This is a genomic window from Pontibacter ruber, from assembly GCF_023630205.1.
Classification (GTDB): domain Bacteria; phylum Bacteroidota; class Bacteroidia; order Cytophagales; family Hymenobacteraceae; genus Pontibacter; species Pontibacter ruber.
Genome location: NZ_JALPRR010000003.1, coordinates 698,570 through 722,731 on the forward strand (window position 1 = coordinate 698,570; position 24,162 = coordinate 722,731).

Genomic DNA, 24,162 nt, shown 5'->3' on the forward strand with positions numbered 1-24,162 from the left:
AGATTTATGGAAGCAAGTAGGCTATCTGTTATGACTAAACAAAATAGCGATTAGGTATAGGCTATTCCTTTTTGGAATAATGGCGTTTTACATATTGGATGAAATCTTTGTAAGGTGTGTTGTTCTCGGTGCCTTTGCGCTGTATAAAGTTAAAGGTGCGTTTTACCTTCAGGTCGCCGATGTTCAGCTCTACCAGTTCTCCGGATTCCAGCTCCTTTTTGACTGCCTGGCGGGGCAGGAAAGCGAGGCAGGTGTCGTCTACCCGCACAAAATTCTTCAATGCCTCGGTGCCGCCAAGCCTTACCTTGATGGGCAGGTTCAGCAGTTTTATGCGTTTCTGTAATAGGGCCTCTTCCAGCACGGCCAGTGTGCCCGACCCGACCTCCCTGATCGCCAGCGGAATCTCGAACAGGTCTTTGGCCTCAAGCTGCTGCTTTTTTAAAGGGTTTTTAGCCGAGCAGACTGGTATCACATCATCCGTCAGGAAAGGGGTATAAGTAATATTGCTCAGCTTGTTAATGCCTTCCACCACGCCCAGGTCAATCTCATGCTCGATCAGGGCTTTGAGTATGTTTTCGCTGTTCCGGTTCTTTAAGCTAAGCTGAATGTTCGGATTCTTAGAAAGGTATACCGATAGTACCGGAGGAAGTATGTACAGCGAGATGGTGGTACTGGCTCCGATCACCATACTAATCTGCGGGGAGAATTCTTCGTTCAGCGCTTTAAACTCCTGGAAAAGCTCGTTCTGAATCTGTTTTACATCCAGCAGCTTCTGGTACAGCAGCTTTCCTGATGGCGTCAGGGTGACGCTGTTGCCCAGTCGCTCAAAGAGCCCGGTTTTGTAATACTCCTCAAGCGCCTTGATGTGCTTGCTGATAGCCGACTGGCTGATGAACAAGGTATGGCTCGCCTTGGTGAAGCTCAGCAGGCGGGCTACTTCCATAAATATCTGGTGTTTGTGCGAGAGCATGATAGTAAAAGTACGGACAACAGCACAATAGCCTTTAACCTAAGGCTATTATTTTGCAAAATAGCTGAAAGCCGGAAAGTATGATCTCTTTACCGCTAAAGGATAAGATGCAGGTTCAAAATTACGCAGCACCAAAGGGGCATAGAAGTATAAAACGATAAGCAGCCATTTACTTCAGCAGCATTTGCTTTATGTGATGTACCTGCGTGAGGTGGTGATCAAAGTGATCCTGCAGGAAAGAGAGGGTCTGAGAGATGGTAAGATAGCCGGCGTACGGGTGTTTGAAAACGCACTTGTTAAGCAGGGATGGCGGAACTTCTGTGAGCACATCTTCCAGTTTGAAGCGTACTACATCCCACTGCCGGCGCAACGAAGGGAGCGTGGCCTTATCCGGTACGGTAGCCACCACAGCCGGGGCCTGGATCTTCATTCCTGATTTGAGGACAAGCTTTAAAAGTATAGATTTATAAATGCCCGAAAAGGAAGCACTCGGTAGTTCTTCGGGCTGTTTTACTTTTCGCTCAACGTACTCAGTGGTTAACTTGTCGACCAGCACCAAGTGTGCCACCACCTGGTTAAGCGACCATTTGCCCTCCGCCGGAGATGTGTTCAGCAGCCCTTCTTCCAGTCCCTCCAGTTCATCTAACAGCCGGTTACGCGTTTTCTCCAGGCGCAGGTATTTTGCTTCTAACCTTGGGTTCATAAACTGAATATGGTTATAGGAGGCTGTGTTCATTAGTCTAATACTATTCTTAGCTGTTGTGAAATCTACGTAAAATTTTAATTAATACAACTATATGTATTTATTTTTTTAATGTAACAGATTGATAGGTAGAGAGGTATTGCAATATTAGTGGTGCCATATAATTTGATTTATTCAATAGTGTATATCATAATGGCAAAGAAATAACGTAATTTGTGTACAAGATTGTATGCAGATGACTGGAAAAAAAGACCCGATCGGGACCGCTATACAGGATTACCTGAAAGGAAATAAGAGAGCAGAGATAGTGGTAGAGAGCAGCATTACGGAAGATGATGTGATACCTGTAGACTACCTTTTCAGAACCCGGTATGAGATGCCCGAACTGGAGCAACTGGCTCTGGATGAGTGCAGCGGAAGGGTACTTGATATTGGTGCAGGGGCCGGATGCCATAGCCTGGCCTTGCAGGAACAGGGGCTGGAGGTGGTTGCCCTGGATATTTCGGAAGGCGCCGTGGAGGCGATGCAGCAGCGTGGCGTGCAGCAGGTACTCCGACAGGACATCTTCAAACTAAAAGGGCAGCAGTTCGACACCTTGCTGTTGCTGATGAATGGTATTGGTATTGTCGGGGACCTGAAAGGGCTTGATCGGTTTCTGAAACATGCGGCCACTCTGCTGCGCCCGGGCGGAAAGATCCTGCTTGAGTCGTCGGATATTTTGTACATGTACGAGGAGGAAGACGGCTCTGTGTTACTCGACCTGAATGCGGGCTATTACGGTGAGGTGAAGTATAACATGAAGTATAAAGACCAGGCGAGCGGCTGGTTTAACTGGCTCTTCATTGATCCGGCCATACTGCAGGACTACGCCGAAAAACACAACTACAGCTTTGAGCTGCTGTACGAAGGCGAGGACGGCAACTACCTGGCTCGGCTGTCGCTTAACCCGTAGGTAAAGCAAGAAAGCAGCATCCCGGAATTAAACTTAAGGTAGGCCGCAGCATGGCAGTGGCTTACCTGTATCTTCATCTGGCTAATAAACGTTTATGTGCCGTATGTATAATGCCTGCCGAACCTCTAGCGGCCGCAGCAAGTATGACATACTGAACCTAAGGAAACATGAACACTGGAAAGCCATCTACATGGGAGGTAACCAAGAAAACCTTCTCCAAGTTTTTCGATGATAATCCGCTGGATTATGCCGCTATCATTGGCTTTTATACCATCTTTTCGCTGCCGGCTGTACTCATCATCACCATACGCATTGCCGGGGCTGCCTTTGGGCAGGAGGCTGTGCGGGGCGAAGTGGTAAGGCAGATCGGTGGCATTGTTGGGCGTAACAGCGCCGCGCAGATACAAAGCATCATCGAAAACGCAAACCAGTCAGATGCATCGGTAATAGGTACCATCGTAGGGGTGAGCGTGATGGCCTTTAGTGCCACTACCGTATTTGTCGCCCTGCAGGATTCGATCAATGGGATGTGGAAGGTAAAAGCCAAGATCGAAAAAGGCTGGCTGAAGCTTGTGGTGGCTCGGGTACTTTCGCTGGCTATGGTGGTGAGCCTTGGCTTTCTGTTGCTGGTTTCCCTGTCCATCGATGTGGTGCTGGGCCTAGTAAACGATTACCTGAAGCAGGAGCTCTCCGGAATAGCCGTTTACCTGATGACGGCAGCCAACATCACGGTATCCATCCTGATCAGCATTCTTATCTTTGCCATCATCTTTAAAGTATTGCCCGATGCCAAAACCAAATGGAAGAATGTATGGATTGGGGCAACCGTTACGGCCATACTTTTTGCTATAGGCAAGTACATGCTCAACATTTACTTTCAGCACGACCCGCTGGCCGATACTTACGGCGCAGCCGGTTCGCTTGTCCTAATTCTGGTATGGGTATACTATGCTTCCATCATTTTCCTGCTCGGGGCTGAGTTTACACAGGTCTATGCGCAACTACATGATCATTACATAGAGCCCACAGATACTGCAGTGAAGGTAAAAAAGAAAGAAATAGAAACGGACCTGGATACAGGTAAAGTAGAGGAGAAGGAAAAATAAAAGGCGGAGCACTTGTGCTCCGCCTTTTATACTTTATACTTGTTCGCTTGCTAGATTAAGCGTTCTTATACATTACTTGCTTCACTGCGTCAACTGTACGCTGTACGTTTGGCAACGAAGCTTCGATCAGCGTCGGCGCATACGGAAGCGGCACGTCGCGGCAGGTAACACGTTTCACCGGCGCATCCATGTAATCGAAAGCATTGCTCTGGATGTGGTAAGCCAGTTCTGCAGAGATAGACGCCAATGGCCATGCCTCCTCTACAACTACCATACGGTTTGTCTTCTTCACAGACTCGATCAGCGTTTTGTAATCGATTGGGCGAACCGTGCGCAGGTCAATCACTTCCGCATTGATGCCGTCTTTTGCCAGCTCTTCGGCAGCAGCCAGGGCCACTTTCATCATTTTGCCAAAAGAAACGATCGTTACGTCTGTTCCTTCGCGCTTTACATCCGCCACACCGATCGGAATCAGGTATTCTTCTTCCGGAACTTCACCTTTGTCGCCGTACATCTGCTCTGATTCCATGAAAATAACAGGATCGTTATCGCGGATGGCAGACTTCATCAGGCCTTTGGCATCGTATGGGTTAGAGGGTACTACTACCTTCAGGCCAGGTGTGTTGGCATACCAGTTCTCAAAGTTTTGAGAGTGCTGCGAAGACAGCATACCGGCGCTACCGGTTGGTCCGCGGAATACAATAGGGCATGAGTACTGACCGCCTGACATCGACATCATCTTGGCAGCAGAGTTGATCACCTGATCGATGGCCACCAGCGAGAAGTTGAACGTCATGAATTCGATGATCGGACGCAGGCCGTTCATGGATGCACCCACACCGATACCGGCAAAGCCAAGCTCGGCAATCGGGGTATCGATTACACGCTCCGGACCAAACTCGTCAAGCATGCCCTGGCTTACTTTGTAAGCACCGTTATACTCAGCAACTTCTTCACCCATCAGAAACACGCTTTTGTCGCGGCGCATTTCCTCCGACATGGCTTCGCGCAGTGCTTCTCTAAACTGTATACTTCGCATATAGTTAAAATAGTTAATTCTCTGTTCTGAGGGTAAAATTAAGAGAACTCTCTCAATTTACAATGCCGTTTTGCTATTTAAGCACCCGACTTAGCGAATCAGGGCATCCTCATAAGGAGGCTTGTTATGGTAGGCTTCAAATTCCTTGTCTGCGATGGCCTTCTGGGTATAGGTTTTATCTGCACGTACCGCTCTTCTGAGGTTCTCCGACAGCATTTGCTCGTTCTTGGTTCGGGCTCCGATAATGGCTAAGCTGTAATAGGCAAGCGCATCGCCGGGTTGCTGCTCAAGGGCACGGTTGTAGAACTCTACAGCACCTTCATAATTTTCTTTCAGCAGGTAACTCAGGCCCAGGTTCATGTTGGTCTGGTAGCTGTCGCCGGCATAGCGCAGGCTTTCGATGGCATCGTCGTACTGCCCAATCTCGATCTCCAATGCCGCTTTGTCGGCGAATATGCGCTGCAGCAGCTCTTTGGAGCCTCCCAGTTTGATGGCATAGTCGTAGTATTGCAGGGCCTCCAGTTTGTCGCCGCGCACATGATAGCCGCTGGCCAGGCTGTAGTATACTTCAGCCTTCGGATTGCGGAAGCCGGCAAAGGTCAGGTTATGGATGGCTTTAGCCAGCAAAGCCTTTTTCGCTTTCGGACGATAGTCTTTGCGGGCCATCTCGATGTATACTTTGCCCAGGTTGTGGTAGGCAGGCCATTTGTCGGTGGTCTTTACAGCGGCTTCGTACAGCTTGCGTTTCTCGTCCAGGAGCGGGGTGAGCGTAGCTGCGTGTTGCAGCTCCTCTTCTGTCAGCACGTCGGCATCTGCGGTTTCATTGGCGATCTTCTGGGCCAGCAAGTATAGCTCGTAATTGGACTTACGACTGCGGTTATAGTTTATTTCTACATCTGCGTAGCGCATGGTAGGGTACACGTACTGCTGCAGGTAATCGTATGCCTCCGTCTGCTCCAGCGCCTTCTGCTTTTCCCGGTCCGTCTTCTTGCTTTGTACGATAGCTGCTACTTCCTGCACCTGTGCTTTTGGCAGGGCAGATGTCTTTACTTTTTGAACTAACAGCTTCCAGTTCTGCTCCTCTACTCGAGTCTGCAGGTCTATTTTCTTGCCGCTGTAGTCCAGAGCTTTCACCTTAGAGCGGTAGTAGTCTTCCAGCACCTTGGCGCGTTTTTTTGCCAGTCCGCTGCCAGCTTCATCCGGCGATTGTCCCGCCACGATCTTAATTTTCTGCTCGCCTACATTATCCATGGTGTACTGCTCCAGTGCCTGCAGATTAGAGCCGATGTAGTTTCGGAGCTTGGCCTGGTCCTGCTCAAAAAAGAAGCTCAACACTGTTGGGCCGGCAGCTTCTTCCGCGTAGTTGTCCGGAATATAAGTTACCTCGTTGTTGCGCACCATCAGGAGCGGGGTGGTGAGCAGTCCGGCAGCCACCTGCTGCGGTTCTGTATACTTTACGTCATCGTCGCGCTTGTCGATGGCGAGCCCCTGCACCATCAGGCGCCCTTTATCTTTCTTCGGATCGTAAGGGAAGGCTAGCACTTTCGTGATGGTGGGTTTTCCGTCTTCGTAAATAAACTCGCCAAACTCGAAGTTAAAGGATCCCAGCTCGTCTCGTTTTTCCTCGCCATACTCGTAGTATACTTCCAGTTTATACCGGTGCTTTTTTTTGATAAGCTTCTCGGGTACAGAGGCCTTCATCTCAAAAGAAACTTCGTTACCACTGGCGGCCAAAGGGTTGGGTTGCACTGAAATCTCCTGCTTCTTGGCGTGCTTTACCATGCGCGAAAGCGTACATCCACTGGTGAAAAAGCCCAAAGCGAGGGTGAGAGGCAGCAGGCGCCAGTAGTTTTTTTTGAGGTGTTGCATATCCTGATTCTGCTTCAGCCGTAAAAATGGTACACGTGAAGCTATGTTTTTGCGTTAGCATATCTTCTTGCCTCAGTTTTTCTTGATGCAAGTATGATAAATATATAACTTTAATTTTTAATCGACTACCAAATGAAAAGGCTCCAATACTTTATAGAATCTCAGGCCTTCGGTGTGTGTGCCATGCTGGGAGAAAAGCTTGGGATTGCTTCCAGCAGCATTCGCCTGTCTTTCATTTATGTTTCTTTCCTGACGTTCGGCTCGCCGGTGCTGCTATACTTTGTGCTGGCATTCTGGATGAACGTGAGCAAACACCTTCGCCGTGAGCGTAGTACCGTCTGGGACTTATAACTCCCGCACGGTTCGCTTCTGCCTCACAAAATATTCCCAGACTATACTTCCCCTGTAAACGCCTGCCATACGGGGAAAATTACCTTTGTGGCGTTGTTCTTTTCGTCGCTTGCGCCAGTAGCTGCTATTGCGCAGCAGATCGGCGTGGGCATCCAGCACGGCCCGGGCATCAGCTGTTTGACCTGCCAGCAACATACGGAAGGCTGCCATCCAGTCCAGCAGTATGCGCAGCGTTATAGTTGGGATTAGTTCTGAAGACGGCAGGTTCTTGTAGACCAGGGCCAGTCCGTTCCGGAAGTTCAGGAAAGTCTTGCGGGGGTTGGATTTGTGGAGGGTGCCACCGCCCACGTGCAACACATGGCTGTGGCCATTGTACATTACCTTGTAACCGGCGTTCTTGGCGCGCCAGCAGAAGTCAATTTCCTCCATATGGGCAAAAAAGGCAGGCTCCAGTCCGCCCATGCTATGGTACACCGAGGCCCGGACAAACATACAGGCACCCGTTGCCCAAAAGATCTCCTGCACATCGTTATACTGCCCCTTGTCTTCTTCCAGCGTCTCGAACAGGCGGCCACGGCAGAAAGGATAACCCAAAGCGTCTAATTGTCCGCCTCCGGCTCCGGCGTATTCGAAAAAATCCGGGTGCTGTTGCGCCAGTATCTTTGGCTGACAAACGGCGATCCGCTCATCCGAATCCATGAGGGTAACAACAGGTGTCACCCAATCAGGGGAGACGGCCACATCGGAATTGAGGAGCACGTAGTATTTGGCATCTACCTGCTTAAGTGCCTGGTTATAGCCTTCGCAAAAGCCCAAGTTAGAGCCGTTTTGTATGATCCGCACCTGCGGAAACGTTACCTCCAGAAAAGAAACAGAGCCATCGGTAGAGGCGTTGTCGGCAACGATCACTTCGCAGCCGGGGCTGTTGGCCACTACCGATGGCAGAAACTCCTGCAAAAAGCGGAGCCCGTTCCAATTAAGTATAACAATAGCCGTGTGGCTGGTATTAGAATCCAAGATTGCCGAAGTCTAAGCCAGGAATGTTTGGAAGTAAGCCTTCTGTTTTTCTTTTCATCTCGTCCTGGGCGCGCTCGCCGGCAGTGAGCATGGCGTTGTTCACGGCTGCCACTACTAGGTCGTTCACCATTTCCCGGTCGTTGGTATTCATGATAGACTCATCGATCTCGATCTTCAGGAGCTTGCGCTGGCCGTTTACGGTAGCTTTTACCAGCCCCGCGCCGGCTTCAGCGGTAACCGTAATGTGCTGCAGGTTGTCTTGTGCTTCTTTGAGTTTGGCCTGGACTTCTTTCATTTTGCCCATCATGCCCATCATATCAAACATAGTATCTTCTTTTAGTTTTATGTACGCGGGCCAGTTGTTTTAGCCCATCCTTTCACAAATATACAAGCATTTCGCATTAAAGTGGATGCCAGTATACTTCTACCGAAGCAAGGTAACAGTACCGGTGCGGCGTTTGGGGGTGCCGTCCTGGGTGGTATAGGTTATTTCGTAGGCATAGGCGTCGGCGGGCATTTCGCGGCCTTCGAAAGTACCATCCCAGCCGTTGTTGCGGTCGTTGCCCTGGTATACCACGTTCCCCGTGCGGTTGTAGATCGTGATCCGAAAGTTCTCGAAGAATTTGCCTTTCACCACCAGCACATCGTTTAGCCCGTCGCCATTTGGGGTAAAGGCGCTGGGTACCAGCAAGCGCAGGGGCTGCTCTATCACGGCAATGTTAGAGTAAGTGGTAGCGTTGCCGCTGCGAGAGGTGGCCTTGATGCGGTAGCGGAGCACCTGTACGTCTTCGCTGGGGCTTCGGTCGTTGTAGGCGTTGCCGCTAACCGGGGTGCTGAAGATTACGTTGCCTGTTTCGTCGAGCAACTCTAATGTGTACTGACCTACACCATTGGTAAAGCCAACAAAACCTGTCCAGGCAAGCAGCACCGGGCCTCCTTCCTGAGCAGTGGCTAGCAGGAACACCGGGCAGGTGGAGCCGCTCAGAGCAGAACTGGTGCCGCAAGCGTTGGTATAGCTGGCCCGGTAGCAAACAGGGGCGGGACTTATACTTTGGTCGGTAAAGGTGGTTTGCTGCACACCGGCCACCTGCTGATAAGGAGCGCCTTCTATACTTCGTTGGTAAACGATCTGCCTTGCTTCCTGCTCCTGCGGCACCTGGAAGGTAAGCTCTACCTGGTTGTTCAGGTTGAACGTTGAGAACAAAGTGCCGGCCACGGGTACAGTGGTGGAGGTGATGGAAACGCATTTTTCTGCCGATACCGAAGTGATAGCACCATCCGCGGATACAGCCTTTATTGTATAGCAAATGTTTTCGCCGCACTTGATCCCGGTGTCGGTGTAGGTCCGGGCCGTAGCCGGCAATGTTTGAATGAGCGTATTGCCTCGGTATACTTCGTACCTGCCGGTGTTGGTAGCCGTGTGCTGCCAGCTCAGGTCAGCTCTTTCGTTACCAGCCGTGGCCTGCAGTTTAACCAGGCAAACAGGGGAGGAGGCAACACTTGTGCCGCACACATCCGTTACCCGGATCCGATAGCAGGCTGCGTCGGTGGTATTCAGGTTGTTCAGGTCGTAGGTGATAGTGCCACCTTGTGGTGCCGTTTTGATCGTGTCGATGGAAGTATAGCTGCTGCCTTGCGCACGCTCCACAATGTAGAGGTAGGAAGGAGGGAGTTGCTCGATGTTCAGGCGAAGGGAACCGTCCTGCGTACCTTCTTTCAACACTTGTAATTGAGTAAGCCGGGGCATGGTAGCCGGCGGCAGCTGCTGCACCGTCACACTGTTGCTGATCCTGCAGGTGGCTCCGGTATAGGAGCCATTAAGCGTCAGGTTGTAAGACCCGTCGGTGGTGTAGGTGTATACTTTGGTTTGACCCGACTGAACAGTCTCGGTGGTGCCGTTGCCCAGGTCTAATGTATAGGTGTCGTAGGTCTTGTCGGTGATGGTGATGCGCACCTGCCGGTTGCCACAACCCGCGGCAGTAAAGGTGGGCAGTGGCGTATCCTTTACCACAAAAACTTTGGAAAGAGTATCGGTTTGGGTATTGCCGCCCTGGTTCGCAATTTGCAGCACCCGGTAAGTGCCGGGTGTGGTATACGTATGAAATTTTACTGTATCGGTTACGATCGGAATACCCTGACTTTTGCTGTACTCGAATACATAGTACTCATTCCTGGGATCCACTTTGCCTGTACAGTCTTTGAACCGTACCCGCTGTCCCTTGCAAATTGCCTGTATCTCTTTGCCGCTCATATCATAGGCTTTAAAGCACTTTTGCGACCAGGCGGGAAAGGTGCAGAAAAAAAGCAGAAAGAAGAGCAGGAGTCTCAAGGCTTTCAAGATGAGATGGTAGCTTTTGAAAGGATTATGCTATAGCTAAGCATACGAATATAAAGAGAAAATTACAGAAACCCGGGCAGTGGTTTTCGAAAGTATAGCAGCTACAAGTATAAATCTGATTAAAATAAAATCCCCCGCCATACTTGTAGCTATAGCGGGGGATCGGATGAAGAACTTTATACTAGCATGCGCTGCCTTCTGAAGCAGTCTGCAGCTTGTAACTGCGCAGGAAAGCAACAGCGCGTTGAATATCGTAGTGCAGCACCCGGTCAGCGGAAACAAACGGAACCTCCTGCCGGAAAGCAGCTACCATCTCTTCCAGCTCCGGCGAGGTGCGCTCCGGCCTACGGAAATCCAGTGCTTGTGCCGCATTGAATAGCTCGATAGCCAGCACCCGCTCTACGTTAAACACCACCTGCAGTGCTTTCGTAGCTGCGTTGGATCCCATGCTGACGTGGTCTTCCTGTCCGTTCGAAGATGGAATGGAGTCGATAGAGGCCGGGGTGCAAAACTGCTTTGTCTGACTTACGATGGAAGCGGCCGTGTACTGGCTGATCATGAATCCGGAATTCAAACCCGGCTCTGCTACCAGGAATTCCGGTAATCCGCGGGAACCGGAGATAAGCTGATAGGTTCTGCGCTCGGAGATACTTCCCAGTTCGGCCAGCGCAATGGCCATAAAATCCAGCGCCAGCGCCAGCGGCTGCCCGTGGAAGTTGCCCCCCGATATGATCTCGTCTTCTTCCGGAAAGATGTTCGGATTATCGGTAACAGAATTGATCTCCGTCAGGAAAACGTCCTCCGCATACTTCAGTGCATCTTTGGAGGCGCCGTGCACCTGCGGAATGCAGCGGAAAGAGTAAGGGTCCTGTACGTGCTTTTTGTCGCGACGGATCAACTCGCTGCCCTCCAGCAACTGCTGGATGGTGGCCGCCGTCTGCAGCTGCCCTTTGTGCGGACGGATCTGGTGAATGAGCGCGTTGAATGGCTCGATGCGCCCGTCAAAAGCGTCTAAAGAGAGGGCACCCACCACATCGGCCTGGTGCGACAAGCGGCGGGCCTGCAGCAGCGCATATACTCCGTAGGCGCTCATAAACTGGGTGCCGTTGAGCAGCGCCAGGCCTTCTTTGGCTTTCAGGGCGATGGGCTGCCAGCTGAACATCTCCAGCACGTGCTCGCTGGCCAGCTTATACCCCTGGAAGTTAACCTCGCCAAGCCCGATGAGCGGGAGGCACAGGTGAGCCAATGGAGCCAGATCGCCGGATGCGCCTAGAGAGCCCTGCTGATACACCACCGGGTATACATCGCGGTTGAAGAAATCTACCAGCCTTTTTACCGTTTGCAACTGCACCCCACTATGCCCATAGGCCAGGGACTGAATCTTGAGCAAAAGCATCAGTTTCACCACATCGGCCGGCACCTCTTCGCCTGTGCCACAGGCATGCGACATCATCAGGTTGCGCTGCAGCTGCTCCAGGTCGTTGTGCGAAATGCTGTTCTTGTATAGCGAACCAAAGCCGGTGTTGATGCCATAGATGCTTTTATCGGTGTTGGCTATTTTCTGGTGCAGGTAATTGTGGCAGCGCTGGATGCGCTCCTCTGCCTCCTGCGACAGCGCAAGGGTATACTTCTGCGTTAGGATCGTTTCGATTTGCTCCAGGCTCAGGTGCTGGCTGGAAATGTGGTGCACGTGGCTCATGTTTCGCCTTAAGATTTCAGTTGGGCAATGATCTCGTCAATATATAGCTCGTCCTGCTCGCCTGTCTGCATGTCGCGCAGTTTCAGCTTGCCCGTCTCCATCTCCTCAGATCCTACCAGCAGCACAAACGGTATCTTTTTCTGGTCGGCATAGCTCATCTGTTTCTTAAGCTTGGCTGCCTCCGGGTACAGTTCCGAAGCAATGCCGGCATCGCGCAGCTTCTGCAGCAGCGGCAACGCGTATTGCTCCGAAGCCTTATCAAACTGTACGATAAGCACTTTGGTGCCTACTTCAGCACTTACCGGGAACAGGTCCAGTTCTTCGAGCACGTCATAAATACGATCTACTCCGAAAGAGAAGCCAACGCCTGACACGCCCGGCAAACCGAACATGCCGGTCAGGTTATCGTAGCGGCCACCGCCGCTGATGCTGCCCATGCTTACGTTGTTCACCTTCACCTCGAAAATGCAGCCGGTGTAGTAGGAGAGGCCTCGGGCCAGGGTGGTGTCCAGCTGCAGGCGTGGTTTTCCGGAAGGGTTTTGTGTTACAAGGGCATAGCTGCCCAGTTGGTTCAGGTAGTTCCATACTTCGCGCAGGTCTGCCAGGCCGCGGGCACCCTCGGCTGTTTCGCCAAGTATGGCTTGCAGTTGGTCCAGCAATTCCTCGTTAGAGCCTTCCAGCGAATAAAGCGGCTCCAGTTTGTCTACGGCTGTTTCGGCAATGCCACGCTGCAGCAGCTCCTTGCGCACGCCTTCGGCTCCGATCTTGTCCAGTTTGTCGATGGCTACGCAGATGTCGCCTTCACGTCCTTTCTCGCCGATAGCTTCGGCGATGCCTGCCAGCACGCCACGATGGTTGATCTTGATCGTAAAATCGGTCAGCCCAAGCGTTGTCAGCACCTCATCGATCATCTGCACGATCTCCGCCTCGCACAGCAATGAGTTGGTACCTACCACATCGGCATCGCACTGGTAAAACTCGCGGTAACGCCCTTTCTGCGGACGGTCGGCACGCCATACCGGCTGTATCTGGTAACGTTTGAACGGAAACGAGATTTCGTTGCGGTTCATTACCACAAAGCGGGCAAACGGCACGGTCAGGTCATATCGTAACGCTTTCTCAGAGATCTTTCGCGTCAGGTGCTTGGAGCCCTGCTCTATATCATTAGCCGAGGTCTTGGTCAGGAAATCGCCCGAATTCAGAATCTTAAAGATCAGCTGGTCGCCTTCTTCGCCATACTTTCCTGTTAGCACAGACAGCTGCTCCATCGCAGGTGTTTCGAGGGGCAGGTAGCCAAACTTCTCGAACGTACGCTTGATAACGTTGAAAATGTAGTTACGCTTGACCACGACAGCCGGGCCAAAATCGCGGGTTCCTTTCGGTATAGATGGTTTTTCTTTGCTCATGCCTTATACTTATACCTGCGAAGTTAGTAAAACACGAGCAAATGCGGGAACTGTAGTGAAAAGTAAAGTGCTGCGACGGTATTGTTTGCTTAAAAAGCGCTGTCGTCACCACGCAGCATGTTATATACGGTGTAAAAGATGATCTTCAGGTCGAGCAGAAAAGTCCAGTTCTCGAGGTAGAAGATATCGAGTTTGACGCGGCCACGAATCTGGTATGCTTCTGTTGTATCGCCCCGGTAACCACGTACTTGGGAAAGTCCGGTTATACCTGGTTTTACAAAGTGCCTCACCATGTACTTCTCGGCCACCATGGCATACTCCTCGTTCACTTTGAGCATGTGGGGGCGGGGACCAACTACAGACATATCGCCCATTAATACATTAAAGAACTGAGGAAGCTCATCCAAGCTAGTCTTTCTTAGGAATGCCCCAATCGGAGTAATACGGGAGTCACCCCTGCGGGCAAGGAGTGAGTTTGCTTCGGAGTTTACATACATGGTCCGGAGCTTAAAGCAGTTAAAGGTTTTGTAATCTATACCTGATCGCTCCTGCCTAAAAAATATAGGACCTTTTGAACCGAGCATAATCAATATAGCTAGTACAGGCAATAGCCAGGACAATAAGAGTATAATGACAGTCAGCGAAAAAAAGATGTCGAATGTTCTTTTGATAGCTTTATTGATGACATCATCAAGGGGTATTGATCTTAGTGTAAGCACTGGCAGCACATCATTAAGATCTACTTTCAGATTCCTGAACGGGAAACTATTGGGCTCTGGAAGAAACTTCATCCGAATCAGATGATCCTCAACAAAATCAATTAGGCGTTCTACCTGCTCTTTTGTTAGGTCAAACGGACAACAGTAGATTTCGTCTACTTCATTCTCCAGTACAAACTGCTCTACCTGCGCTATACTTCCTATAGCCTTGGGAGCAAGTAAAACATTGTCATCAAAGTACCCCAGGAACTTATAACCATACTCCGGGTGTGATTTAAAAAAATGCTCCAGCTCTTCTGCCAGCTCACTGTAACCAACTACAATAACCCTGCGGTTATTGTAGCCTAAGCGCCTGTAGTAACGCAAAGCGATAAGAACCGAAGCCCGCCACAGTATCAAGAGTAACACCAGAATGCTATAGTGTGCAAACAGGAAAGGACGGGTAAAAGCTTCTATGCCTGCTATATTGAGGATAGCTTCTGTCAGCAGAATATAGAGTAGAATTACTTTGAGAGCGTCCAATATGACACTAGCTGTGCTGATGACGCGGAAGAACTTGTAAGTATTAAGTAAGTATGCGCATCCTAACCATACAAGTATGGAATAAAAAGTAAAATCAAGGTGACTACCAGCGAGAAAGCCTTGGAAGGTGCCGTCCACAAAGCAATAAGCCGTGGCAGAGGCAACAGCTACAGCAACTGTGTCTCCTGTTACATGGATGAGTTTTATATATTTTGAGTAGTAACTGGGCATTGATGTTCCCTAGTAAGAAGTGCGAAAATACATCATTTGCCCTAAAAATTAGAATTGTTTAATATTTTTTCTGTTGCTGTACTTTGCAACAATAAGAATAAAAAGAAACAAATAAATATTATTCCCTGTGCACTTCCCAGTAAAGATTCTGTAAGAGCGCAAAACATGATTAGCAAAGTGAAACTAGCTAAAAGCCAGCTTTTTCTTTGTTTGGCAAGGTATAATGGGTATAAAAAACAAGCCAAGAGAATAAAAAGAGCAGGTATACCAAGGCCTACCGTTGTTGAAAGGTATTGATTGTGTGGATCAAATCTATGTTGTGCCGCATAGGTGAAATTTCTTCTCTTATAGGCCTCCACCATTTCATTTTTTACATCGCCGGTGCCTACGCCAAAGAGAGGATGTTCTTTGATCAAATCAAAGGCACACACCCATTTGGCCAGTCTTAAATTAAGACCATTCCATTTGGTATCGCTGTCTGCTCCGGAAAAGTGATAAACCTCCTCTGTGTTTGAGAAGTCGTATGTTACGTTGTGCAGGCTCTTAAAACGCGCTATAGTTTGGGGAAATACCACTGAAAGCGTTGCTATAAAAGCAAAGAGAAGGGCAATGAGTATAACCGAATATTTTAACTTCCCATACCTGATTCCTGCTGCTACAAGTGTTATTATAAGAATAAGCAGCAAAGCTATCAGAGAGGCTCTTGTTGCCAGCAGGAAAAGTATCAGCAACAGAAAAACAATGCCTGCTACCGTTAACACCTTTTGTTTTGTGGCGATGCCTTTAAAACTAGAAAAAAGATAGTTTACCAGTATAAGAATTGAAGTGGCTACATAAATTGCATAATAGACAGCCCTTTTCTGCATAATGGATACAAGGCCATCACTGAAAAAATAATTAAAATCGTTCTTCTTAAGAACAACGAAGGACTGGTAAATGAGAGCGACCAGGCTGCACAGCACACAAGCAATAGCAAAGTATAGCAGCACCTTTTTAAGGTTTTCTATTTTGATAGAGGCTGAACCCAGCACCAGGGGGAAGACCAAAAGAGGAGCCTTTGTTTCCAAGCTTTTAAAACCTGCCCTAATGTCTTCGGTGTAAAATACCCCGATCAGGTACAGCAGGAAAAGAATGAAAAAAGGTATGGTAACCAGGTTAGCTCTCAGTCTGTGGTATTTTTCTGAAAATTTGCCTTCAAACACCCAAACTGATGCTAGCAGTATAACAGCCAGGTTGGTCAGATCTCTGCCGGGAGAAAACAGAGAAACAGCAACAAACAGGAGACAGAAGAAATAAGCTTTCTGTATCACATGCTCTTTGTCAGGAAATGTAAGAAGTCCTTTCATCTAAAAAGTAAAGCTTTTGCTTTTGCCACTACACTGTAGGGTAACGCACGCAGGACAATGTTTCTGATTAAACCCAGTACAAAGAAAGGAGAGGCCGTCCGATTATCAAGCAGTATCCTTATTTTACTTTTTAGTTGAATAGTACGTTTTGTATGTGAAATGCCGTTAGGGTTTATCTCACAATAAGTTAAGACTTCCGGGATAATATGTGTTTTATACTTTTGAGTGAATCTGAAAAAAAAAGCATAATCTTCGGCCGCTTTGTAGTTCAACGGGTACAATCCTATCTCATGTAAGGCAGCTGTGCGGAACATAACCGATGGGTGTATAAAACTACATTTCAGGTACATGTTGTTTATGATATCATCATGATTGGCCGGTGCCCTGTAAACATAAATTTTTTTTCCCTGTTCATTCACAAACTCTACCCATGAGCCGATCAGGTAAACATCCGGGTGACTATCAAGGTATTGCTTTTGTTTTATCAAACGGGTAGGAGCACAGGTATCGCCGCAGTCTAGTCTTGCCACATATTTGTTCTGCATGTGCTCCTGAATATACTTCAAGCCATTGTTCAAGGTATTCTCTATGCCTTCATTTTCAGGATTGTACAGGAAATGAAGGCTTAAGCTTTCAGAAAATAACTGATAAAGCTTTGCCTCATCGGGTTTAACAGCGCTGCCATCATCTACCACCAGCACATCCACAGGAAAAGGAGCCTCTATACTTCGTAAAGAATTCTCCAGGCCGGCTGGGTTATTATAATGAGGGATTAAAACTACAATATCATTCAACATCTGCTAGCAGCTTTTGTTTGTTTGATTCAATTCTTAAAAACAGGCCCATAAATAACCAGATCATAGCATCAGTGCCTCTGAACTGAATAAGTGATGCGATAAAATAAACCAGCAGAATAATGGCCAATGGATTACTAAGCCGTGATTTAAAAGCCTTTTTACTGATGTTGTATACCGATATCAGGTATAACAGTAGACCTATAATGCCAAATTCCAGCAGGAGTTGCATGTACAGGTTGTGCAAATTGTCTTCCGGGTAATCATTACCTGAGATAGACTCAATGGCATACATTCCGTTGCCAGCTCCATAACCTAAAAATTTACTGTCCCAAAGTGCAGTGCCATAGTAGCGCCACATGGCAAACCTTCCAGCCATTCCTTTGTCTGAGCTACCCCCAAACTCTGCAAAACGCCTCAGAGCATAAACTTTTTCAGACAGACTCTCAAGGTCAACTAAAATAATAAAAGCCAAAGCAGCTGAAAATGCCATTGCAACAATAGCTTGCCTTTCTTTTTTTGAGGTAGCAGCAGAAATAAACTTAAAGCCTGCCACCAATAGCGCAATCACAACACCGACACGGGAAGCATAAATTATGCTGATGGAGAGGGTTGTAGCAAGTAAAATATAAAACAGTTTTTTTTTGTTGATAAAAAGCGCTGTATTCAAGCCTATCCATGTAGCTTCTAGGTTCACTCCCCCGCCATAAATAGTATAAATATTCGGGTGACCATCAGGGGCTTTCATAAAACTGCGTATTTCAGGTATATGAAAAAAAAGCTTTCCCACAATTATCGCAAATACTCCTAAGGCTACCTTTTGCAATAGCTTTAGCACCTGTTCCCTATCAAAAGAAGATGCCACATAATACCCTATATAGAAGGTGTAAAAAGCAAATAGGTGGTTAATCAGGACACGATTAAAAGGGTAAAAAATAAAAAGCAGCAATGAAATCAATGTAATACCTATAAAATAATGCCACACATAACTTGGGACCTTTGGCAGCCCCTTGTTGATGCGTAACAAGACACATGGAATAAACAGTAAGGAAAAAAGATGGTATAGCTTCACCATTGACTCCTCCTCAGCGCCCATCCAACCTTTTATCGAAAGTGTCTGCAGGTTAAGGAAGAGAAAGAATAAAATAAAAAAGAAGCTAAGGAAATTTATAGTTGATCGCATTATTGCTTATAAATTATCCGCTTTCTAGGAATGATTTTAAGTAAATTCAACTTATTGCGCCTTGTTGATAGTTTTTAATACTGTCGCTTTATAGGAGAAAGATGTTTACGATACAGTTTATTAATAAAAGACAACGGTGTTCGCGACAAAGTAACATATGCAGTACGCCGGAGCACTTGCCAGTAAAAATAAAACTGATTGGTGATTTTATTACCTAACACATCGTTCTTTACCTGCAAGACCTCTCTATAACATGCAATCACATTAGAGGAAGCACCCCCATGACGCATGTTAGTAATAACACCATCTACATATATAAAAGTGGCTCCTGCTTTGTAGAACCGGAGCAGGAGGTGGTAATCCATTGCTAGTTTGAAGTTTAAGTTAAACACGCCATACTTGTGGTAAAGGCTGCTGCTTACAAAAACTGTTGGGTGGTTGAGACTCATTTCAAAAGGCAAAAAGTGCAGGTTAGGTGCTGCCTGTACATCTTTACTGCCATCTAAATTCCAGTACTGCAGACTTCCATATAGTACGCTGTCTGGCTGGTAGCGACTCACAATGCGGGCTACAGCATCTGGTTCATACCAGTCGTCAGCATTCAGGATGCCGACCAACTCGCCTGTTGCCAGGGCAACTCCTTTATTGAAAGCGTCACTTATTCCTTTGTCAGGTTCACTCTTCCAGTAGGCAATTTGGTCATCGTACTTTCTCAAAATTGATAATGTACCATCGCTTGAACCGCCGTCAACAACAATGTATTCAATGTTTGGATAAGTTTGGGCAAGTACACTGTTGATAGTGTGCTCTAAAAACTTTTCACCGTTGTAAACAACAGTTATAATAGAAACTAATATTCCTGATCTGGTTTTGTTCCCCTTTAAACGGTAGCCGCCTTCCTGTATAAAATTCATGTAGTAAAGTTCTGAAAAAATATACAACGCTGCTTAAACAATAGCATGATATAGATTGCCAGTACACTCAGCGGTTGTTTGCCATTGAAAATTAGTTGCACGGGCTACGCCTTTTTGTGCATATATATTCCGGAGTTCTGTATTCTCTAAAATTTGCTCTGTAGCATGTATCATTTCTTCTGCTGAGGTTGGATCAAAATAAAGTGCCGCCTTACCTCCCACTTCAGGCAAGGAACTAGTGTTACTGAGCAGGGCAGGGCAACCGCAGGAGAAAGCCTCAACTACCGGAATGCCAAATCCTTCATACAAAGAAGGAAAAACAAAGGCAGTAGCATGGCGGTAGAGGGTAGATAGTTTTTCATCATTAATTGCAACCTGCCGGATACGATTTTGTAGCCTGAGTGTAGCAATCAGCGTCAATTCTTCTTTATTGAAGCTTCCGCCTCCCGCACATATAAGGTGTAAATTGTTATACTTCCGAAACAATGAGCTAATAGCACGCAAGTAACTTTGAAAATTCTTGTACAACGCCCGATTGCCTACAAATAACAAATATTGTTCCGGTAAATTTTGTTTCAGCGTTGGGTCTTGAATGGAGGGGGAGAGGGAACTTGCCAGGTAAATCACCTCAATCTTCTCTTCAGGTATCTTATAATATTCTACAATATCTTTTTTAGTATTCTCTGATACGGCAATCACCGCTGCAGCTTTTTCCAGCAGTTTCTTCTTTTGGCTTAAATTTACATCGTTAAGATTTTCATACTTATGTTGGTACCGCTCATGAATGAGGTCGTGGCATGTAAGTACAAATGGTACTTGGCCTAGTCTACCAAGTATAGCTGCATTGTAATAAGTTGGATGAACAAGATCTATTTTCTTATTCTTCAATATCCTTGCGCTGACATATCTGTTGTATTCATACATCAGACGTCCTTTGCCGCGGAAGTTTCTGGCTGGGAAGAATGGGCTGAAAGATTTACTTTTCAGTTGTGGGAGGTAGGCATTATTCGTGAATGTTAGTCCTACTTCGAAGTCTACTAGCTTATTGTTTTCGAACTGTTGCATCAGTTCAAAAAAGTATCTGGAAATGCCTCCGTAGGTTTGAGTAGAAAATATCTGATGATCAAAAAGTACTCTCACAAATGGTTTTCTAAGTTGAGTTTGTGTTTAATATTGAGAAAGTCAGTCTGGAGCAGCGATTTTCCAGAAGTTATGCCTTTTACTAGCAAAGAAATTTTGTGGTAGCATAGCAGCCTGAAGAGCAAAGGGCTAATCTTTTTCCTAGTTAAAAGATGCAGTGTTGATCCATTGGTATAAAAATTCATTGAAAAATAATCTGCCATTTTTTGTAAAGACGCTTTCGTGTAGAAGGCGATATGTTGTCCTGTTTCAGGTGCCAGATACCACCATGTATTAGGATTTATAGACTGATTAGTGGGCACAAGCTCTGTTGAGAACAAGATATTATCACTAAAGACTAACATCTTTTCTACTTCCTGCATTGGGTTTTCCAAGTGCTCGAATACCTCAAAAGCTGTCAGTACTTCAAACCTTTGATTTATAGACAGGTCATTAACATCAAAGTTCTTTGCAAAAATATTGTCACAGTATGTATCATGGCGGTAAAAATCGAATCCGATATCCCGTAACATCCGAACGAGTACTCCATACCCGCCACCATAATCTATAAATCTTGCTTTGGAGTCGAAGAAAGATCTGATCATAGAGGCTACAATTGGCTTGAAGAGTTCATTCCTGTATAGCAAGCCAATGTCCAGGCTGGTGATTGCGTTGCTGTATGCCTCCGGCAACCAATATGGTTTTTCTGTTTGATAGAAGCCGCAATTAGTACAGGTAAAATACTGAACATCATGTTTATGAAGAACTTTCGCCCGGAAGGCTTTCTTAACCTCAGCCTTACAAATTTTACAGTTCATAACGTAATCCATATTGTCACAGGATTTTATAATTATGGAAATACCAGTAAATGTCAGCCAAAGAGCAAACGTTGGCAGTTATACTTCATCAACTTATGCTTATTTTAAGCTGCAGCCTGTAATTTTTTGAATAGTACAAAGTATAGCAGAATAAAGCTTAAGCCAAGAGCCAGCAGCTTTAATGGTATAGAAGGTACCAGAATAAACGTTATAATAGCAATGCTTGGTAAAAGAAGTTTCAGGCCAGCTAATTTATCGAAATCATGTAATACCCTTCTGTGGAGAATGTTATACAGCAACGGAGAGGTTAAAGCGATAACAATAACTTTACCCCAAACCAAGCCAGATTCACCCATAATTTTAAATAGGATAACCATAGCTAGGGCTGTTGCTGCAGTATTCAAACCCATAATGAGCGTATTTAATCTTATATGCCCTGAAGCAATCAGGTAATAATAGGGTATGACTGATGTGATGAGAAGAACTTCAAAGCACAGAAACAAGGTAATAAAGTTTTGGGCCAGTGAGTAATCTTCTTCACCAAGCCATAAAGTAAAAACATAATCCTGAATAAATACCAAGGCCGCTATACCTATAATACCTAACGTTATAACCAGGAGTTGCATACGATAATAGATAGGTTTTATTTCTTGCTTTTGCTCAATACGCTTGGTGATCAGTGGGAAAATAAAGCCGGCCCCGGCCGCAAATACATTATGTATCTGAGTAGCTACCAATAAACCGATTGAGTAGTAAGCCAAAGTTTCCATATTTACGGCTGCCGCAACTATGTAGCGGTCTAGCTGCGCCGAAAATACACCAATTATAGTTTGTACCCATGCCCATGAACTAAAAGTAAATACCTCTTTAACTGTTGCCTTATCGAAGTCGGGAATAAAAGTACGTAACCCTAATTTACGAGCTACAAGAGCTCCCTCTACAATAATTGACAGAAGTGAAACAGCCACATTACTCCAGAGTATTGTAGAAAGTGAATAACCAGACAAAACAAGAGCTACACCTGCCATCAGCATAATGGCTTTAGCCAGAATTGAGATTTTTGAATAAATATCGAATCTTTCGAAAGCTTTGAAGTAAGCGAAGAAGATCTGCTCCAACAATCTAAGAGAAAAAGCCACGGTAGCTATCTGTAAAGCAACTATAGCTTCTGCTTGTAATCTAGGCGTGATTTTGAACAGATCGGAGTAGACCAGCCATTTGGAAGTTAGCATAACCAGTAAAACAGCCAGTACAAACACAACTAAAGTTATACTATAAGTTGCCCTGAAAATTCTTACAATTCCTTCTTTGTCTTCTAAAGCTCTGTACTTTGATATGAATTTGATGGTTGCATCACTCAGACCACCATTTAATACACCAATCCCAGCTATAAGGGAGTTTATTAGCATCCAGAGGCCATATAATTCAGCACCGAGGTGTTTGAGAAAAATAGGTGTTGCAAGCAGGTACATTGCAGGATAGATCACCACATCAGCAATGCTCCAATAGGCATTTTTGAAGTTAGGAGATTTTAATATCTTGTTTTTCTGCTCGTTATACTTGTTTAATTTATTTAACATAAATATCGAAAACTACAGCGCATTAAAGCTGCAAAAATATTTTACCACCTTACAAGATGTATAAAATGTGGCAAAGATAACTTTTTGTAGAGCAAATTATAAACTTAGTCTGGATAATTGCCAGATAAGTGGACATTTAGCTGATGCTCAGTTTTATCCTAATGAAGTTTTATTGTTGCTTACCTCATGGGCAGGTGCCTCCTTGAAATATTATCATTAGTTTTGTATTCTATTGGCAATTTATGCTTGTTTATCAATGAGAGTAGTTCATGTTGTAGAGTGCTTCGCGGCAGGCACCGCACATTTTGTTAATCTGCTAACCCGTTATACTATTGGTTGTGAGCATGTTGTAATTCATGGCGAACGTCTTGATGAAATTAAAGCGGAACTTGTAAAAGCCAAGTTTCCTAATGATGTAACCTTTATTAAGTGGGAAGGTGCCCAACGTGAAATAAGGCCAGGCCACGACCTGAAAGCTTTGACCACGCTGTTGAAGATTTTGAAAGGGCTGGAATTTGATGTAGTGCACTTACACTCATCCAAAGCAGGATTTTTGGGAAGGGTTGCATGTTTTATGTTGGGTATCAAAAACGTTGTTTATACTCCAAACGGAGCGGCTTTTTCAAGGGAGGATGTCTCTGAGAGAAAAAAGAAAATGTATATAACGCTTGAAAAGATTGCTTACAAGCTATCTGGTCAGGTCGTTTGCTGCTCTTTGTCTGAAGCCCAGAACTATCATAAAATTGGTATTGATGCCACCTACATCAACAATGGTACCACACTTCCTCAACTCTCTGGTGTTGCAGGCATGGATGCTAATGAGGTGAAGGTTGAGGATGTATTTACCATAGTCACTTGTGGCAGGGTAACGGAACAGAAAAATCCTGTCCTGTTTAATCAGATCGCTGCTTCATTTGCTCATCGATCAGATGTACGTTTTGTATGGATCGGAAGCGGTGATGAGGATCAGACATGCCTTCTTAGTTCCCCGAACATTAATATTACAGGCTGGCTTCCTAAAGAAGAGGTGCTTGCAACAATACAAAAAGCTGATTTATACTTATCATCTGCTCTTTGGGAAGGACTGCCTTTTTCTGTACTTGAAGCTTTAAGCTTAGGTAAGTGCCTCCTGTTGTCTAAGTGCGTTGGAAACGTTGATCTTGTGAGAGATGGATATAATGGTTTTAGTTATCGAACAGCAGCAGAGGCTGTAGAAAAAATAGAATGGCTCCTTGGGAATCGTGAAATCTTAAAGGAAATGGCAGCGCATTCGCGCGCGTGGTGTGAAAAGGATTTTGATGTTGAAGTGGTCTTTAAAAAATATGAGGAACTCTATCAATCATTGGTTTTAGGCGAATGATAGATGTAAAATGTGTAACCTCCTGCATTTTGACAGTTGCCCTCATATTTATTCAACAAAGTATAGTTTTGGCTATAAAGTATGGCTTTAATATTTACTTTTGTTTTCATTAAGCATTATCAATTA

21 protein-coding genes are annotated in these 24,162 nt (G+C 46.2%); 4 read left to right on the plus strand and 17 right to left on the minus strand.

Features of this window, described 5'->3' with window-relative positions:
• Positions 1–61: 61 nt before the first annotated feature.
• A complete protein-coding gene (locus MJ611_RS14815; RefSeq protein ID WP_250430728.1) occupies positions 62–970 on the minus strand; it encodes a LysR family transcriptional regulator in 909 nt (302 codons plus the stop codon).
• Positions 971–1,139: 169 nt separating this feature from the next.
• A complete protein-coding gene (locus tag MJ611_RS14820) occupies positions 1,140–1,673 on the minus strand; it encodes a DinB family protein (protein WP_250430729.1) in 534 nt (177 codons plus the stop codon).
• 235 nt (positions 1,674–1,908) lie between these two features.
• On the opposite strand from MJ611_RS14820, the gene MJ611_RS14825 reads away from it, so the two are divergent.
• Positions 1,909–2,625, plus strand: coding sequence for a class I SAM-dependent methyltransferase (locus MJ611_RS14825; protein ID WP_250430730.1), 717 nt, complete (start codon positions 1,909–1,911; stop codon positions 2,623–2,625).
• 167 nt (positions 2,626–2,792) lie between these two features.
• Positions 2,793–3,731, plus strand: a complete 939-nt coding sequence (locus tag MJ611_RS14830) for a YihY/virulence factor BrkB family protein (RefSeq protein ID WP_250430732.1) — start codon at positions 2,793–2,795, stop codon at positions 3,729–3,731.
• Between the two features lie 55 nt (positions 3,732–3,786).
• Here MJ611_RS14830 and MJ611_RS14835 read toward each other — a convergent pair whose 3' ends face one another.
• Positions 3,787–4,788 (minus strand): pyruvate dehydrogenase complex E1 component subunit beta, encoded by a 1,002-nt coding sequence (locus MJ611_RS14835; RefSeq protein WP_317233151.1) that lies wholly within the window; start codon positions 4,786–4,788, stop codon positions 3,787–3,789.
• Positions 4,789–4,860: 72 nt separating this feature from the next.
• Positions 4,861–6,639, minus strand: coding sequence for a tetratricopeptide repeat protein (locus MJ611_RS14840; RefSeq protein WP_250430735.1), 1,779 nt, complete (start codon positions 6,637–6,639; stop codon positions 4,861–4,863).
• Positions 6,640–6,771: 132 nt separating this feature from the next.
• Here MJ611_RS14840 and MJ611_RS14845 point away from each other — a divergent pair, with 132 nt between their 5' ends.
• Complete coding sequence (locus MJ611_RS14845; RefSeq protein WP_250430737.1) at positions 6,772–6,990, plus strand: PspC domain-containing protein; 219 nt, start codon at positions 6,772–6,774, stop codon at positions 6,988–6,990.
• On the opposite strand, the gene MJ611_RS14850 is transcribed toward MJ611_RS14845, so the two are convergent.
• The 13 genes from MJ611_RS14850 to MJ611_RS14910 form a co-directional block, all read right to left on the minus strand.
• Positions 6,985–8,007: a glycosyltransferase family 2 protein gene (locus MJ611_RS14850; RefSeq protein WP_250430739.1), complete on the minus strand. Its 1,023-nt coding sequence runs from the start codon at positions 8,005–8,007 to the stop codon at positions 6,985–6,987. The two genes, MJ611_RS14845 and MJ611_RS14850, sit on opposite strands and share 6 nt — an antisense overlap.
• Complete coding sequence (locus MJ611_RS14855) at positions 7,997–8,332, minus strand: YbaB/EbfC family nucleoid-associated protein (RefSeq protein WP_250430741.1); 336 nt, start codon at positions 8,330–8,332, stop codon at positions 7,997–7,999. Before MJ611_RS14855 ends, MJ611_RS14850 begins: the two co-directional genes overlap by 11 nt.
• A gap of 99 nt (positions 8,333–8,431) precedes the next feature.
• On the minus strand, positions 8,432–10,258 hold the full coding sequence (locus tag MJ611_RS14860) for a T9SS type B sorting domain-containing protein (protein ID WP_250430742.1): 1,827 nt from the start codon (positions 10,256–10,258) through the stop codon (positions 8,432–8,434).
• Between the two features lie 268 nt (positions 10,259–10,526).
• Positions 10,527–12,044, minus strand: coding sequence for a histidine ammonia-lyase (gene hutH, locus MJ611_RS14865; protein WP_250430744.1), 1,518 nt, complete (start codon positions 12,042–12,044; stop codon positions 10,527–10,529).
• A gap of 8 nt (positions 12,045–12,052) precedes the next feature.
• Positions 12,053–13,450, minus strand: coding sequence for a histidine--tRNA ligase (gene hisS / locus MJ611_RS14870; RefSeq protein ID WP_250430746.1), 1,398 nt, complete (start codon positions 13,448–13,450; stop codon positions 12,053–12,055).
• 89 nt (positions 13,451–13,539) lie between these two features.
• Positions 13,540–14,922: an undecaprenyl-phosphate glucose phosphotransferase gene (locus tag MJ611_RS14875; protein ID WP_250430748.1), complete on the minus strand. Its 1,383-nt coding sequence runs from the start codon at positions 14,920–14,922 to the stop codon at positions 13,540–13,542.
• Between the two features lie 41 nt (positions 14,923–14,963).
• On the minus strand, positions 14,964–16,268 hold the full coding sequence (locus tag MJ611_RS14880; protein WP_250430750.1) for an O-antigen ligase family protein: 1,305 nt from the start codon (positions 16,266–16,268) through the stop codon (positions 14,964–14,966).
• Positions 16,265–17,065 (minus strand): glycosyltransferase, encoded by an 801-nt coding sequence (locus tag MJ611_RS14885; protein WP_250430752.1) that lies wholly within the window; start codon positions 17,063–17,065, stop codon positions 16,265–16,267. The genes MJ611_RS14880 and MJ611_RS14885 overlap by 4 nt, the downstream gene beginning before the upstream one ends.
• Positions 17,055–18,245 carry an O-antigen ligase family protein gene (locus MJ611_RS14890; protein ID WP_250430753.1) on the minus strand — a complete coding sequence of 397 codons (1,191 nt, stop codon included), beginning with the start codon at positions 18,243–18,245 and terminating at the stop codon, positions 17,055–17,057. The genes MJ611_RS14885 and MJ611_RS14890 overlap by 11 nt, the downstream gene beginning before the upstream one ends.
• A gap of 74 nt (positions 18,246–18,319) precedes the next feature.
• Entirely contained in the window at positions 18,320–19,159 is an 840-nt protein-coding gene (locus tag MJ611_RS14895) for a glycosyltransferase family 2 protein (RefSeq protein WP_250430755.1), read from the minus strand.
• Positions 19,160–19,192: 33 nt separating this feature from the next.
• Complete coding sequence (locus MJ611_RS20650; RefSeq protein ID WP_250430757.1) at positions 19,193–20,299, minus strand: glycosyltransferase family 4 protein; 1,107 nt, start codon at positions 20,297–20,299, stop codon at positions 19,193–19,195.
• Positions 20,296–21,108, minus strand: a complete 813-nt coding sequence (locus MJ611_RS14905) for a methyltransferase domain-containing protein (protein WP_250430759.1) — start codon at positions 21,106–21,108, stop codon at positions 20,296–20,298. Before MJ611_RS14905 ends, MJ611_RS20650 begins: the two co-directional genes overlap by 4 nt.
• 92 nt (positions 21,109–21,200) lie before the next feature.
• Positions 21,201–22,676: a lipopolysaccharide biosynthesis protein gene (locus MJ611_RS14910; RefSeq protein ID WP_250430761.1), complete on the minus strand. Its 1,476-nt coding sequence runs from the start codon at positions 22,674–22,676 to the stop codon at positions 21,201–21,203.
• A gap of 256 nt (positions 22,677–22,932) precedes the next feature.
• Between MJ611_RS14910 and MJ611_RS14915 the strand changes: the two genes are divergently transcribed.
• A complete protein-coding gene (locus MJ611_RS14915; RefSeq protein WP_250430762.1) occupies positions 22,933–24,036 on the plus strand; it encodes a glycosyltransferase in 1,104 nt (367 codons plus the stop codon).
• Positions 24,037–24,162 lie beyond the last annotated feature (126 nt).

What these genes read in the sequence shown, in the direction of transcription:
- MJ611_RS14860 (WP_250430742.1), bottom strand. Translation starts at nt 10,258, where the DNA reads ATGAGCGGCAAAGAGATACAGGCAATTTGCAAGGGACAGCGGGTACGG.
- MJ611_RS14895 (WP_250430755.1), bottom strand. Translation starts at nt 19,159, where the DNA reads ATGAATTTTATACAGGAAGGCGGCTACCGTTTAAAGGGGAACAAAACC.
- MJ611_RS14815 (WP_250430728.1), bottom strand. Translation starts at nt 970, where the DNA reads ATGCTCTCGCACAAACACCAGATATTTATGGAAGTAGCCCGCCTGCTG.
- MJ611_RS14840 (WP_250430735.1), bottom strand. Translation starts at nt 6,639, where the DNA reads ATGCAACACCTCAAAAAAAACTACTGGCGCCTGCTGCCTCTCACCCTC.
- hisS (WP_250430746.1), bottom strand. Translation starts at nt 13,450, where the DNA reads ATGAGCAAAGAAAAACCATCTATACCGAAAGGAACCCGCGATTTTGGC.
- MJ611_RS14845 (WP_250430737.1), top strand. Translation starts at nt 6,772, where the DNA reads ATGAAAAGGCTCCAATACTTTATAGAATCTCAGGCCTTCGGTGTGTGT.
- hutH (WP_250430744.1), bottom strand. Translation starts at nt 12,044, where the DNA reads ATGAGCCACGTGCACCACATTTCCAGCCAGCACCTGAGCCTGGAGCAA.
- MJ611_RS14825 (WP_250430730.1), top strand. Translation starts at nt 1,909, where the DNA reads ATGACTGGAAAAAAAGACCCGATCGGGACCGCTATACAGGATTACCTG.
- MJ611_RS14890 (WP_250430753.1), bottom strand. Translation starts at nt 18,245, where the DNA reads ATGCGATCAACTATAAATTTCCTTAGCTTCTTTTTTATTTTATTCTTT.
- MJ611_RS14915 (WP_250430762.1), top strand. Translation starts at nt 22,933, where the DNA reads ATGAGAGTAGTTCATGTTGTAGAGTGCTTCGCGGCAGGCACCGCACAT.
- MJ611_RS14910 (WP_250430761.1), bottom strand. Translation starts at nt 22,676, where the DNA reads ATGTTAAATAAATTAAACAAGTATAACGAGCAGAAAAACAAGATATTA.
- MJ611_RS14820 (WP_250430729.1), bottom strand. Translation starts at nt 1,673, where the DNA reads ATGAACCCAAGGTTAGAAGCAAAATACCTGCGCCTGGAGAAAACGCGT.
- MJ611_RS14855 (WP_250430741.1), bottom strand. Translation starts at nt 8,332, where the DNA reads ATGTTTGATATGATGGGCATGATGGGCAAAATGAAAGAAGTCCAGGCC.
- MJ611_RS14875 (WP_250430748.1), bottom strand. Translation starts at nt 14,922, where the DNA reads ATGCCCAGTTACTACTCAAAATATATAAAACTCATCCATGTAACAGGA.
- MJ611_RS14880 (WP_250430750.1), bottom strand. Translation starts at nt 16,268, where the DNA reads ATGAAAGGACTTCTTACATTTCCTGACAAAGAGCATGTGATACAGAAA.
- MJ611_RS14885 (WP_250430752.1), bottom strand. Translation starts at nt 17,065, where the DNA reads ATGTTGAATGATATTGTAGTTTTAATCCCTCATTATAATAACCCAGCC.
- MJ611_RS14830 (WP_250430732.1), top strand. Translation starts at nt 2,793, where the DNA reads ATGAACACTGGAAAGCCATCTACATGGGAGGTAACCAAGAAAACCTTC.
- MJ611_RS14905 (WP_250430759.1), bottom strand. Translation starts at nt 21,108, where the DNA reads ATGGATTACGTTATGAACTGTAAAATTTGTAAGGCTGAGGTTAAGAAA.